Genomic DNA, 13,296 nt, shown 5'->3' with positions numbered 1-13,296 from the left:
CATAAAGGGCGGCGCCCCTTCGCTTCGAAGGGGCGCCGCCCTTTGCACGGGCCGCCGCGAGTGGCTGTCGGTGGCAGGCGGCCTACTGCCAGCCGGCGTCCGCCGGGGCGACCTGCCAGCCGGCGTCGGCGACAAGGACGGAAGAGGAAGGAACCGCGTCGGCCGTGGACGGGGGCGTGACCGCAGGGGCGGCGAGAGCCGCAGCGACGACGAGGGAGCAGACCGCGGCGACCTTGGCGATTCGGATGCGAAGCATGCCTGTTTCCGTTCCTTCCGGAGGAAAAATGCGGTGTCCGGACCGCCCTCGCGTCCCGCGGTGACGCTCGGCCCGGCCGGTGACCAATAGGTTCGTCGCAGCTCAAGCCTGTGGAAAGGCTTCAGGGATGGACGGAAAGGGCCTTGGACTGATGCGTCCACACGGGCCGATTCAGTCCACCGTCTCGGGCAGGAAGGCCAGCGGCATCAGCGGCACCCCCGCGCCGGTCAGCCGCGCCGTGGCCAACTGCGGTACGTCGCACAGCAGTCGGCAGCAGACCCGAAGGGCCCGTTCCTCCGCCTCATCGAGCCCGCCGGCCAGCAGATAGAAACCGAGTGTGAGTTCGGAGGGAGAGGTCGGGTGCACGGCGACGTGCTCGACGCGGTCACGGGGGACGATCGCCGATCGCACCAACGCCTTGACGTTCTGCGGCAGCTCCTCGTCGGAGGGGAGTGCCAGATGTGCATGGACCAGGTACATGCGCTCCAGAGTCTCAACCGAAATCGCGATCAAGCCCGTTTGCACATTGGACCGTTGGGGCCCTGGCCGGTTCCGTCCTGCCTCCGTGACGATCCCCCGTCGCTCTGCGAAGATCGCCGTCGAACAGGGGACGCCGTACGCAGGAAACCAGGGGGACCAGATGCTGACCGCTCTCGGACTCGATTCCGTCGCGGAGACGGTGTACCGCGCCATGCTCAGAGACCCGAACGCCGGTGTCGCGGCCCTCGCCCACGCCGTGGAGCTCTCCGCGGAAGAGGTGGGCGAGGCCCTCGACACACTGAGCGAGCTGGCCCTGGTACGCCCCGCCGCCGGGGACGCGGGCCGCCTCCGGGCCGTCTCACCGGACGTCGGCATGGAGGTCCTGATGGGCCGCCAGCAGGCCCAGCTGGCCGCCCAGCAGCAGCGCCTCGAAGCCTCGCGGGCCGCCGCGGCCCAGCTCATCTCCGAGTACGCCGAGCTCCGTCCCGCCACCAGCCATCCCGGGGTGGAGCATCTGGTGGGCCTCGACCGGATACGCGACCGGCTGACCGTGCTCACCCGCGAGGTACGCGAGGAATTCCTGACCTTCGCCCCTGGCGGTCCGCAGACCGCGGAGAACATGGCCGCTTCACGGCCGCTCAACGAGGATCTGCTCGACCGCGGGGTGCGCATGCGCACGATCTACCTCGACAGCGTCCGCACCCACCGGCCCACCGTCGAGCACGCCACCTGGCTGGCCGGACTGGGCGGCTTGATCCGCACGACCCCGTCCCTGCCGACCCGGATGATCATCATGGACCGGCTGACCGCCATGATCCCGGTCAGCAGCGACGACACCGCCGCGGGCGCCGTCCTGCTGACCGGCCAGGGCACGCTCACCGCGCTGTGCGCGCTCTTCGAGACCACCTGGGATGCCGCCCAGCCGCTCGGCGAGATCGTGCCCACCGACCCGCACGGGCTCACCGGCCAGCAGGCGACCACCCTCCGGCTCCTGGCCGAGGGCCACACCGACGAGGCGATCGCCAAGCGGCTCGGGGTGTCACACCGCACGGCCCGGCGGATCGCCTCCGAGCTGATGGACCGCCTCGACGCACGCAGCCGTTTCGAGGCCGGCGTGCGCGCCGTGCAGCGGGGCTGGCTGCCGGCCCGGTTCTGAGGCCCAGGCCAGAGGTACCGGCCTGGTGGGCCTTTGCGGCGCGTCGGCCGCAAGACCACGTCGGACGGCGTGGGGTGTGGTTACGCTTGTGGAGTTGTCCGCGGCCACCACCGCGGGCACGGCCCGAGGGCCCCGATGGCGACACGGGGCCCTTCTCCATGTCCGGGCGGCCCCGGCCAGGGGGCATCGTGAAACACAGGCCGGAGCCGCTGCTGATGGGGCGATCGCGGCCGGCGGAACCGCGTCGGGAGCCCGTCCGGCCCCGTGCACCATCACCACACGCAACCGGGCGGGCGGCTCCGGCAGGTCGCCTAGCCTCACACGCGCTTCCGAAACCCCGGAGAACCAAACCCTTACGACGAATCGGACTCCGGCGGGGCGGCGATCCGCCCGTGGCGCGGTCCCAGCTCAGGCTCGCACACGAGCGACCCGCGCAACCGGCTGCGCCTGCGTCCGCTGCCCTTGCCGCTCTCGTCTTTCGGTGGCGGCCGCGTTCAGCCGAAAGTCGTAGCGGCGCCCGAAGAGGTCCGACTTCCGCCCGAAGCGGACGGCCATCGGCTCTTCATAGCCTTCCGGGCATGAGCTCCGGCTCGTGCACCGCATCCGCGGGCGGCCTCGCCCGGGCTGCAGGGCCGGGCCGAGCGCCCGGACCGGCGGGGGCTCAAACCTCACCCACCTGCGGTGATGCCCTGAGCCTTTCCGGTCGCAGGGTACCGGCCTGACTGTGACACCTCCGAAGGGCACCCCATGCACTGCGTTCCACCGATCGGTTCCGCCGTCCGTACCGCCGACCCACTCCGTACGCTGCCCGGCCACCGGGCCGGTCCGGAGCTGCGGGTGGATCTGACGGCGATCGCCGCGAACACCCGGGCCTTCGCGGCGCGCGCCGCCCGCGTGATGGCCGTGGTCAAGGCCGGCGGCTTTGGACACGGCGCTGCGGAGGCCGCTTCCGCCGCCCTGGGCGCGGGGGCGACCTCGCTCGGTGTGACGTCCGTCGAGGAGGCGCTGCACCTCAGGCGCGCGGGATTGCGGGTGCCGATCCTGAGCTGGCTCAATCCGGTCGACGCCGGTTTCGAGGAGGCGCTGCGGGCGGGTGTCTCGCTGGCCGTTCCCGGGCCCGAGCACCTGGCCGCCGTGACCCGTGCCGCGTCCCGGACGGGCCGGACCGCCGACGTCCACCTCCAGGTGGACACCGGGATGGCCCGCGAGGGTGCCGACCCCCGGGAATGGGCCGATCTGTGCCGCCTGGCCCGGAACGCGGAGCGTGCGGGTCTGGTCCGGGTGGTCGGCGTCATGAGTCACCTGGGCTGCGCGGACACCCCGGGCGACCCGTGCACCGACCAGGCCCTCGAGCTGTTCCGGGCTGCGACGGTCACCGCGGCCGAGGCCGGTCTGCGGCCGGCCCTCCGGCACGTGGCCGCCACCTCGGCGACCCTCACCGACCCGCGGACCCGGTTCGACCTGAGCCGTGTCGGCGCCGGGCTCTTCGGCATCGATCCGACGCGGACGACCCCGCTGCGGCCCGCGCTGACGCTGACCGCCCCCGTGGTCTCCATCCGCACGGTCACCGCCGGGACCCGGGCCGGCTACGGGCACACGTGGAGCGCCCACCGCGGCACCCACCTGGCACTGGTGGCCGTCGGATACGCCGACGGGCTTCCCCGCGCGGCGTCCGGCCGGGCCGAAGTGCTCCTCGCCGGGCGCCGCCGCCCCGTTGTGGGGCGGATCTCCATGGACCAGATCATCGTCGACACCGGCGAGCATCCGGCCGCCCCCGGCGACGTCGCCACCGTCTTCGGCGCCGGTGACCACGGCGAGCCCACCCTCCGGGACTGGGCCCGCTGGTCCGGCACCATCGAGCACGAGATCGTGACCGGCCTGGGCGCGCGACTGCGCCGCACGGTGCAGCAGCCGGCGGTGGCCGCGTGATCCCCGCGTCCGAGGCCCGGCGCGTCCGGGTCGCCGTGATCGGCGGCGGGCGGAGCGACGAGCACGAGGTGTCCCTGGCCTCCGCCGCATCCGTCGGCGCGGCACTCGATCCCACCGCCTACGACGTGCTGTCCCTCACCATCGGCCGGGACGGCGTGTGGCGGGACTCCGCCGGGCACCCGCTGGCGGGCACGCCCGCGGCGAGCCTGTCCGCGGCCCTGACCCTGCTCGCCGGGTGCGACGTGGTGTTCCCCGCGATGCACGGCCCGCAGGGCGAGGACGGCACGCTCGCCGCCCTGCTCGACCTCGCGGACCTGCCGTACGTCGGCGCCGGTGTGCGGGGCGGCGCCCTGGCCATGGACAAGTGGGCGACCAAGCTGGTGGCCGAAGCCGTCGGTATCGCCGTCGCCCCGGGCTTCCTGGTCACCGCCGGCAACGCCGACCAGGTGCGCTTCCACGGCCCGGTCGTCGTCAAGCCCGTCGCCGCGGGGTCCAGTCACGGAGTGGCCCTCGTCACCGAGGCGGCAGAGCTCGCCCCGGCCATCGCCGCGGCGCTCCGGATCGACGACCGGGTCCTGGTCGAGGACCTGGTGAGCGGACGGGAGGTCGACCTCGCCGTGCTGCAGCGCGCGGACGGCCGCCTGACGGTCGGGCCGCCGCTGGAGATCCTGCTGGACGACGGCCGACTCTTCGACACGGAACAGAAGTACGACGGCGGAGCCCGGTTCCGCATACCCGCCGCCCTTTCCGCCGGCGAGCTGGACCGGCTCACCGAGGCGTCCCTCGACCTGTTCACCGCCCTGGGGTGCCGCGGAGTGGCCCGCTGCGACTTCTTCCTCACGCCCGACGGTCCCGTGCTGAACGAGGTGAACACCATGCCCGGCATGACCGCCCGGTCCCAGGTCCCCAAGATGTTCACGCACCAGGGCCTGAGCTACCCCGCACTGCTCGACGAACTGGTCCGGGGGGCGCTCGCCGCACCGGAGGCGTCCTCCCCGGCGCAGGGTCGCGGCCCGCGCGCAGCGGCCACCGCGCAGGTGCGGCCGTGACCGGGCAGCACCGCCTCACCACCGACCAGGGTCCCGCACCCGCCGCGATCCACCACGAGAGCAACGGAGGGCACCACCGCATGCACCACCTGCTGCGCACCGCCCGGGTCTACGCCCAGACCGTCTTCGACGTCGTCGTCCTGGGCACGGGAACGGACGACATCCACACCAAGCCGGAGCGCACACCGCCCCCGCCCCCGGAGCCGGACGCGGCCACACCGATGGTGCGCGGGGATGGATCCGGGTCTTCCGGGGCGTATCGGTGACACTGGAGGCGACACCCGGAGCGGTTTCCGCTCGGCAGGCGAGCGGAAGTGGAGACGACGAGAACGTGGGCACCACAGCGGACGGCGTCTTCGAACGGGCGGTGCGGGGCATCGGGTGGCTGGCGGCAACCGGGGCCCTGCTGGTCCTGGGCATCCTGGACGTGAGCCTGAACCAGGCCCATCCGTTCACCGTCCTCCTGGCGATCGTGGTCGCCCTGGTGACGCCACGGCTGGCCGCCGTCCCGCTGGGTACGGGCGCGCTGTGGCTGGGGGCGCTGGTGCTGCTGGCGACGCTCACCACTCCGCCCGCCGACTACAGCACCGTGCCGTTCGGGTTCACCGCCGCCGCCGTGACCATCCTGGTCATCGGGGTGACCGCATGGCGGGCCGAGCCCATGCGCGCCTCCTTCGCGGTCATGCTCCTGCTGGCGGGGCTGGTGCTCGAACCCCTGAAGTCCCACCAGCGCATCGCGTTGGCCCTGGCCCTGGCCTTGGCGCTCGGCGGCGTGATCGCCGCCGCCACGGGCCTGTCCGTACGGATGCTCCAGACCAACCGACAGCGCCAGGTGACCGCCGCCCAGCTGGCCCAGCGGACGGGCATCGCGTCGGACCTCCACGACTACGTCGCCCATCACGTGACCGGCATGGTCGTGCTCGCCCAGGCCGCGCAGACCGTGGCGGCGAGCAAGCCACAGGCCGTGCTTCCCGCCCTGGAACGCATCGAGGCGGCCGGCGACGAGGCCATGACGGCCATCCGCCGCATGGTCACCCTGCTGCGCGAGCCCGACGCCCAGGCCCGCCTGTCACCGCCGGGCACGATCGCCGACATCGCCTCCCTCGCGGAACACTTCACCTCCGAGACCGGTCCGGAGGTGAGGCTGCGCATCGAGGGCGACTTCGACGACATCGCCATCGACGTCCAGTCGGCGGTGCACCGGGTGGTCATGGAGGCCCTCACCAACGTGCGCAAGCACGCGGACGCGGTCCGCACCCTCGACATCCGCGTGCGCCGCCGGGACCGGCCCGACGCGGTGACCGTCGAGGTCACCAACGACGGCCGCAGCCGTGGCGGCGACCACCCCGACGGCGGCTACGGCCTGGCCGGCCTGCACGAACGCGCCGCGGCACTCGGCGGTTCCCTGACCGCCGGCCCCCGGCTCCCGGAGGGCTGGAGCGTGCAGGCCCGGATCCCCGCCGGGGGCGCACGATGACCATCCGTGTCCTGCTGGCGGACGACCAGGCCATGGTCCGCACCGGGTTCTCCCTCATCCTCGGCGCGGAGGACGACATCGAGGTCGTGGGAGAGGCGAAGGACGGCGTCCAGGCCCTGGAGATGTCCCGCACGCTCAACCCCGACGTCGTCCTGATGGACATCCGCATGCCGCGCATGGACGGCCTCCAGGCCCTCCGCGAACTCAACCGCCCCGGAGCCGGCGACGCCCCCAAGATCGTGGTCGTCACCACCTTCGACGACGACGAGTACGTCTACCAGGCACTGGACAACGGAGCCTCCGGATTCCTCCTCAAGGACTCCGGCCCGGCGCTCCTGACCGAGGCGGTGCGCGCGGCGTACTCCGGGGAAGCCCTGGTCAGCCCCGCGATCACGATCCGGCTGCTGCGCGGCATCAAGCCGCCCCGACCCGCCGCGCCGGAGGCCTCCGATCTGTCCTCCCGCGAGACGGACGTCGTCCGGCTGGTGGCCGAGGGCAAGACCAACGCGGAGATCGCGGCCGAACTCTTCGTGTCCCTGGGCACGGTCAAGACCCACCTGGGCAACGTCCAGACGAAGCTCTCCGCCCGCAACCGCGTCGAGATCGCCCTGTGGGCCTGGCGCACGGGCCTCGCCGGCGGGTAGGGCCCTGCGTCGGCTCGCCGAAGTCACGTCAGACCGCCGACAGGGCCTGTGTCGGGGGCAGGCGCGAGGCGCGCAGGGCGGGGTAGACGCCGGCGACGGCGCCCACGGCGATCGCGCCGGCCATGCCGGTGGCGAGGGCGAGGGGCGGCAGGACGGGCGGCCAGGACTGGGAGATCGCGTATGCGGCCGTGCCGGCCGCTCCGAGCAGGGTGCCGCTGAGCCCGCCCAACACGGACAGCATGACCGACTCCGTCAGGAACTGCCCCCGTATCTGGCGGCGGTTCGCGCCGAGGGCGCGGCGCAGACCGATCTCGCGGCGTCGTTCCAGGACGGAGACGAACATGGTGTTGGCCACGCCGATGCCGCCGACCAGGAGAGCGACACCCGCGAGTCCCAGGAAGAGGGCGGAGAAGGCGTGCTCGGTGGCGCGCTTGGCGGCCAGGGCATCCGAGGGCCGGCTGACCTGGACCAGTCCGGGCAGCTCGGGGTTGACGGAGTCGGGCAGGACCGCGCGTACCGCCTCGATCCGTGACTCGCGTGCCTTCACGTAGACCACCGTGGGGTGCCCGTCGAAGGCGAGGACGTCGCGCGCCGCGTCCCAGCCGACCAGGACGGAACTCTCCAGGTCGGGGGTGAGCGGCATCGGATCGAGGATGCCGATCACCGTGAACCGGTGCTCGGCGATCGTCACCAGCGGCTCCCGACCCGGGACGACCCGGCCGATGCCGAGCCGCGACGCGGCGCGCGTGCCGAGGACGGCTGTCGGGAAGCGCTCGGTGGCCCGGCCGAGGAAGTGGCCCGCGCGTACGGTGCCGCCGACGGTGGTCAGCAGGTTGGTCCTGGCGGCGAGAACGGTGATCCCGATGGAGTCGTTGGGGTCGGCCAGGTCGGAACGCCGCACGGTCGCGTGGGTGTTGGCGACGGCGGTGGCGCTGGTCACCGGGCCGATGCGGGCCGCCATCGCGTCCGCCGCTTCCGGCAGCCGGGCCTTCTGGTCGGCGTCGGGCTGGGGCTGGGCGCGCAGCATGTTGGTGCCGAGCGCGGACAGTTCCTCCATGAGCGCCCGCTGGCTGGAGGCGGGGATGCCGGTGACGACGACGAGCGTGGCGATGCCGATCGCGATGCCCAGGGCGGACAGGGCGGCGCGGGTCCTGCGGGTGCGCAGGCCCAGCAGTCCGAGCCGCAGGACGTCGAGGGGGGACAGCCGGATCGGTCGGTTCATGCCGGGCTCCCGGCGGTCGTGCGGGTGGCGGTGTCCGAGGCGACGCGGCCGTCGCGCATCTCGATGCGGCGCGGCATGCGGGCGGCGATGTCCCGGTCGTGGGTGATGACGGCGATGGTGGTGCCTTCCTGGTTCAGTCGTGTGAGCAGGTCGAGGACGGCCTGGCCGTTGGCGCTGTCCAGGGCTCCGGTCGGTTCGTCCGCGAGGACGAGGGCGGGTTCGTTGACCAGTGCGCGGGCGATGGCGACCCGTTGGCGTTCGCCGCCGGACAGCTGCTGGGGCAGGTGGCGGGTGCGGTGCGCCAGGCCGACCCGGGCCAGCGCCTCCTCGGCGCGGGGGCGGCGCAGCCGGGACGGCACGCCGGCGTAGAGCAGGCCGGTGGCGACGTTCTCGGTCGCGTCGAGGCCGTCGGTGAGGTGGAAGTGCTGGAAGACGAAGCCCAGCAGCCGTGCGCGCAGCGCGGAGAGCCGCCGGTCGGACAGTCCGGCGGCGGCGTGGCCGGCGATCTCGACCGTGCCGCTGGTGGGCTGGTCGAGGGTGCCCATGATGTGCAGCAGCGTGGACTTCCCGGAGCCGGAGGGGCCCACGATGGCCAGGAGTTCCCCCTCCGCGACAGTGAGGGTGACCCCGTCCAGGGCCGTGACACCGCCCGGGTAGGTCTTGGTCACCTCGCGCACGACGAGGGCGAGGGCGGGTTGCCCGGAGTTCATGAGGAGGTCACCACCGTCATGCCCTCGCTGACCCCCGTGCCGCGTACCTCGACCAGGCCGTCGGCGAACACGCCTGTCTCCACGGCCACCAGGGAGGAGTCGGGCCGCTGCAGGGCGTAGCCGCCTTCGCTGAGTGCGAGGAGCGCGGTGACGGGGACAGCCAGGACGCCCTTGCGGTCGGTCGCGGTGAAGCGGACCTGGACGGAGGCGGAGTCCAGGGCCTTCACGTCCGCGGGCCGCTGGGGCGTGATGGTGACGGCGACCGTGGGCGGGCCGGTCTGGGCCGTCTGCTCCTCGGTGGATCCGCCCTGGACGGCACGGGCGACGGTGGTGATCCTGCCGGGGATCTCGCGGCTGTCGGGCAGTGTGATCGTCACGCTCTGCCCGGTCCGGAGTGCGCCGACCTCGGTCGCGTCCACGCTGACCGCCACCGACTTCGCGGTGGTGGTGTACGTCAGCACTTCCCCGGCGACCGGGTCACCGAGGGCGGCGGTGACGGTGTTGACGCGCGCCCTGCCCGGCAGGACCAGCGCTTGTCCGGGCTTCAGGGTGCCGGTCGCCGTCTGCCCGGTGTCGTGCTGCCAGCGTCGGAGGGCGGCGCTGAGCGCGGGGGTGAATTCGGAGCCGCCGGTCGTGAGGCGGGAGGGGCCGCGGTCGGCGGTGTACCCGATGTCGTAGCCGAGGGCCCGCAGGTTGTCCGCCAGCACCGTGACGTCGTGGCCGTGCAGCCCGGGCTTGTCCAGTGCGCGGAAGAACGGGGTGTCGCCGAAGAAGACGGTGACGGGCCGGTCGTCCACCCAGTACAGGGCCTTGCCGCGCGCGGCTGTCGCGCCCGGCGAGGGCAGTTTGGTGATCACTCCCGTGCCGTTGCCCTTGAGCGTCCGGAGCGGGCCGTAGCCGAGGGTGCCGGGCAGGGTCCGGTCGGTGGAGAGGTCGGTCTTGACGACCTTGACGGTGTGGAGCGGGATCGGGTGGTCCGGCGCGGTCTGCGGGCTGCCGTGGCGCGCGCTCCAGGCCGCGGTGGCCCCTCCCGCGCCGCCGGCGGTCAGGAGGACGGCCAGCGCCACGGTGAGCCGGCGCCGTCGCCGTCTGGGGAGGCGGTGGTCAGCGGTCCTTGCCACCGAAGGCCTCCATCGTGCAGTTCTTGTCGACCTTGGTCTGCTCGGTGTCGCTCATCGTGGTCTGGCCGTCGTAGGTCCAGCCGGAGTTGTCGGGCAGCGCGACGACCTTGAGTCCGCGGGAGTTGAGGCACGTGACGTAGGCGCGGTAGTCGTCGTCGTAGTGCGGGTTCCTGTCGCGGTCCAGTTCGGGGGGCTGCAGGGGGAGTTTTCCGGCGCAGGTCTTCTGCGCGGCCCGGGCGGTGGGGCTGTTGTCGTTCTGGTCGATGGAGTAGGGGCCACGGGACAGGATCATCTTGTGCCCGTGGTCCTTCAGGCAGGTGGCGTACGCGTTCCAGTAGCGGTCGCGTTCGGCGTCGGAGCTGTCCAGGCGCAGTTGCGGACGGCCTTCCTCGGCGCTTCGTGAGGGCGCGGCACCGGACGCCGTGGCGGACGGCGAGCCCGTCGTCAGGGACGCGACGTCGCGCTTCCCGGACTCGGCGTCGGTGTGCCCGGCGGACCCGCCGCACCCCGCGAGGAGGGTGGCGCACGCGAGCGCGGCGGCCGCGCCGAGGCAGCGGTGAGGCAGACGTGAGTGGGTCATGCCGCCGGATCGTGGCCGACGGATGTCAGCATCCTGTCAGGAAGTGTTCGTGATCCGGTGGCCCCGGTGCGGACGCCGCCCGGGGCGCCCGAATGCGCCACTTGGCCTACTTATACTCCCGGTCATGAGCGCCCACATATTGGTTGCCGAGGACGACGAGAAACAGGCGGAGCTGCTGCGGGTCTATCTCGAGCACGAAGGGCACTCCGTGACCGTCGTCCACGACGGACGTGCCGCTCTGGAGGAACTGCGCCGCAACCCCCCGCAGCTCCTCGTGCTGGACGTGATGATGCCGAGGGTCGACGGGCTGGACGTCTGCCGCATCCTGCGCCGCGAGTCCGACCTGCCGGTCCTGATGGTGACCGCCCGCTGCACCGAGGACGACCTGCTCCTCGGCCTCGACCTGGGCGCCGACGACTACATGGCGAAGCCGTACAGTCCACGGGAGCTCACCGCCCGGGTGCGCACCCTGCTGCGCCGTGCCCGCCCCGCCGCGCCCCGCGTCCCCGAACCGGAACCCGGACCCGATCCGGTGCTGATCGTCGCCGGCCTGAGCATCGACCCGTCCCGGCACCAGGTCACCTGCGACGGCGCCCCCGTGGACTGCACGCCCGGGGAGTTCCGGCTGCTGGAGACGCTCGCCGCCCAGCCGGGCCGGGTCTTCACCCGGGAGCAGATCCTCGGGCACCTGCACGGCACGGGGCGCTACTTCACCGTGCGGACGGTGGACACGCACGTCATGAACCTGCGCCGGAAGATCGAGTCCGATCCCGCCCAGCCTGTGCGCCTGCTGACCGTCTACGGTATCGGCTACGTCCTGTCCGACAGCGCGTGAACGCCCGCTTCCACCGCAGCCTGGTCGTGCGGCTGCTCGCGCTGTCGGTGCTGATCTCCGTGTGCTCGATCGCGGCCACCGCCTGGCTTGCGGTCCGCACGACCGCCCGGGCGATCCGGCAGGAGCAGGGCCAGGCCATCTCGGACGACTCGCGGATCTACGAGGCCCTCGTGGCCAGGGCCGCGACGCACCGCGACTGGCAGGGTGTGCAGGCGCTGGTGGACCGCCTCGCCCGGGAGACCGGACACCGCGTCGTCCTCACCACCCAGGACCGCCGGCCGATCGCCGACTCCGCCGACGTCGACGTCGACGCCGGCTCCGGCACCGGCTCCGGCCGGAGGGCCCCGTTGCCCGACCGGGCGTCGGCGACCGTGGACGCGCTGTCCGTCGACGCCGGCGTCTCGGGCTCCCGTGGCCGCGACCGCATCGACTCCCGCGCCGTCGGCCCGTTCCGCCTGACTTCGGCGGAGCGCACGGAACTGACCGCCCTCGCGCAACGCCGTGTCAACTGCCTCAACCAGATCCCGGGCATTCGCGCCACCACCGCCACGGCCCCCAACGGACGGCCCCGCGTGGACGCGCCGGGCTACACGGGAAGCAGGTGCGCCAACGACGTCCTGGACCGGCCCACCCGCACCGAGGCCCGTGCGCTCGCCCAGCTCGACACCCTGGTCGGCACCTGTCTGAGCCGCCGCGGCAGCGGTCCGGTACGGCTGGCGCCGGACCTGACCTGGACGGGCACGGGAAGCCGTATCCCCGTGGACGATCAGCTGGTCTCCTCGTGCCTGGACAGCGCCCGCCGCGAGCAGCTCGCCCCGTACGTCGCGCCGGCCGCGCTCCTGTTCATCGGCTCCCCGGACCAGGCCGCCGCCGTCTCACCGTTCGACCTGTCCGCACCCAACCGCCTCCGCATGGCCGCCGTCGTCGGCAGCGTGCTCCTGCTCACCGTCGCCGTCACCGTGGGCCTGGGCCTCCGGTTGGTCAGACCGCTGCGGGCCCTCACGACGGCCGCCCACCGCATGAAGGCGGGTGACCTCGCCGCTCGCGTCCAGGTGACCGGCAAGGACGAGATCGGCCGGCTCGCCGAGGTGTTCAACGAGATGTCCCGGCACCGCGCCGAGCTGGAACGGCTGCGGACCGAGATGGTGGGTGACATCGCCCATGAGCTCCGCACTCCGCTGAGCAACATCCGCGGCTGGCTCGAGGCCGCCGACGACGGCGTCGTCCCGGCCGACCGCGCCCTCGTCGGCTCACTCCTCGAAGAGGCGCTGCTGCTCCAGCACGTCGTGGACGACCTCCGGGACCTCGCCGCCGCCGACGCCGGAGCGTTGCGGCTCCACAAGGTGCCGTGCGACGTCGCCGAACTCCTCCAGCAGGTCGTCACCGCCCACCGCGGACGCGCCGACCACGCCGGCGTCGTCCTCTGCGTCGAGGACGGCGTCGGCCTCGGCACCGTCGACGCCGACCCGGTCCGCCTCCGTCAGGCGGTGGCGAACCTCGTCTCCAACGCCGTCCGCCACACCCCGTCAGGCGGCACGGTCACGATCCGGGCTCACCGGGACGACGTCACGGTCGTCATCGCCGTGGCCGACACCGGCGGCGGGATCCGGCCCGAGGACCTGCCCCGGGTCTTCGACCGCTTCTGGCGTGCCGAGAAGTCCCGCAACCGCGGTACGGGCGGCAGCGGTCTCGGTCTTGCCATCGTGCGCAACCTCGCGCACGCGCACGGGGGTTCCGTCACCGCCGAGAGCACCTACGGCGAGGGCTCGCTGTTCACGCTGCGTCTGCCGGCCGGGGGTGGGCGTCGGCGTTAGTGCGGCCCGGTCTCCCGCCGGAC

Annotated in this window: 14 protein-coding genes; 8 read left to right on the top strand and 6 right to left on the bottom strand. The window is 73.1% G+C overall.

Translation table 11 applies throughout. The annotated features are described in order from the left end of the window. Positions 1 to 82: 82 nt before the first annotated feature. On the bottom strand, positions 83 to 256 hold the full coding sequence (locus OG937_39730) for a hypothetical protein (GenBank protein WUD77409.1): 174 nt from the start codon (positions 254 to 256) through the stop codon (positions 83 to 85). Positions 257 to 427: 171 nt separating this feature from the next. Further along, positions 428 to 736 (bottom strand): hypothetical protein, encoded by a 309-nt coding sequence (locus tag OG937_39725; protein ID WUD77408.1) that lies wholly within the window; start codon positions 734 to 736, stop codon positions 428 to 430. 160 nt (positions 737 to 896) lie between these two features. Between OG937_39725 and OG937_39720 the strand changes: the two genes are divergently transcribed. From OG937_39720 to OG937_39695, 6 genes are all read left to right on the top strand, one after another. Further along, positions 897 to 1,892, top strand: a complete 996-nt coding sequence (locus OG937_39720; GenBank protein WUD79022.1) for a helix-turn-helix transcriptional regulator — start codon at positions 897 to 899, stop codon at positions 1,890 to 1,892. A 747-nt stretch (positions 1,893 to 2,639) separates the two neighbouring features. Continuing rightward, a complete protein-coding gene (gene alr / locus OG937_39715; protein WUD77407.1) occupies positions 2,640 to 3,821 on the top strand; it encodes an alanine racemase in 1,182 nt (393 codons plus the stop codon). Next, a complete protein-coding gene (locus OG937_39710) occupies positions 3,818 to 4,870 on the top strand; it encodes a D-alanine--D-alanine ligase (GenBank protein ID WUD77406.1) in 1,053 nt (350 codons plus the stop codon). Before alr ends, OG937_39710 begins: the two co-directional genes overlap by 4 nt. Further along, positions 4,867 to 5,136, top strand: a complete 270-nt coding sequence (locus OG937_39705; protein WUD77405.1) for a hypothetical protein — start codon at positions 4,867 to 4,869, stop codon at positions 5,134 to 5,136. The genes OG937_39710 and OG937_39705 overlap by 4 nt, the downstream gene beginning before the upstream one ends. 65 nt (positions 5,137 to 5,201) lie before the next feature. Beyond that, positions 5,202 to 6,347: a histidine kinase gene (locus OG937_39700; GenBank protein WUD77404.1), complete on the top strand. Its 1,146-nt coding sequence runs from the start codon at positions 5,202 to 5,204 to the stop codon at positions 6,345 to 6,347. Further along, complete coding sequence (locus OG937_39695) at positions 6,344 to 6,991, top strand: response regulator transcription factor (protein ID WUD77403.1); 648 nt, start codon at positions 6,344 to 6,346, stop codon at positions 6,989 to 6,991. The genes OG937_39700 and OG937_39695 overlap by 4 nt, the downstream gene beginning before the upstream one ends. 28 nt (positions 6,992 to 7,019) lie before the next feature. Here the strand turns inward: OG937_39695 and OG937_39690 are convergent, their stop codons facing one another. Genes OG937_39690 through OG937_39675 form a run of 4 tightly spaced genes read right to left on the bottom strand, consistent with a single transcriptional unit; the run spans position 7,020 to position 10,624 of the window. Further along, positions 7,020 to 8,213, bottom strand: a complete 1,194-nt coding sequence (locus OG937_39690) for an ABC transporter permease (protein ID WUD77402.1) — start codon at positions 8,211 to 8,213, stop codon at positions 7,020 to 7,022. Further along, positions 8,210 to 8,923 (bottom strand): ABC transporter ATP-binding protein, encoded by a 714-nt coding sequence (locus tag OG937_39685; GenBank protein ID WUD77401.1) that lies wholly within the window; start codon positions 8,921 to 8,923, stop codon positions 8,210 to 8,212. The genes OG937_39690 and OG937_39685 overlap by 4 nt, the downstream gene beginning before the upstream one ends. Further along, positions 8,920 to 10,044 (bottom strand): efflux RND transporter periplasmic adaptor subunit, encoded by a 1,125-nt coding sequence (locus OG937_39680; GenBank protein ID WUD77400.1) that lies wholly within the window; start codon positions 10,042 to 10,044, stop codon positions 8,920 to 8,922. Before OG937_39680 ends, OG937_39685 begins: the two co-directional genes overlap by 4 nt. After that, a complete protein-coding gene (locus OG937_39675; GenBank protein WUD77399.1) occupies positions 10,028 to 10,624 on the bottom strand; it encodes a hypothetical protein in 597 nt (198 codons plus the stop codon). The genes OG937_39680 and OG937_39675 overlap by 17 nt, the downstream gene beginning before the upstream one ends. Positions 10,625 to 10,748: 124 nt before the next feature. On the opposite strand from OG937_39675, the gene OG937_39670 reads away from it, so the two are divergent. After that, a complete protein-coding gene (locus OG937_39670) occupies positions 10,749 to 11,459 on the top strand; it encodes a response regulator transcription factor (protein ID WUD77398.1) in 711 nt (236 codons plus the stop codon). Continuing rightward, positions 11,456 to 13,273, top strand: a complete 1,818-nt coding sequence (locus OG937_39665; GenBank protein ID WUD77397.1) for an ATP-binding protein — start codon at positions 11,456 to 11,458, stop codon at positions 13,271 to 13,273. The genes OG937_39670 and OG937_39665 overlap by 4 nt, the downstream gene beginning before the upstream one ends. Positions 13,274 to 13,296: the final 23 nt, after the last annotated feature.

It is taken from the genome of Streptomyces sp. NBC_00510 (assembly GCA_036013505.1).
Classification (GTDB): Bacteria; Actinomycetota; Actinomycetes; order Streptomycetales; family Streptomycetaceae; genus Actinacidiphila.
Note: the sequence above shows the minus strand (reverse complement) of the source record. Positions and strands in the feature narration are given on the sequence as shown.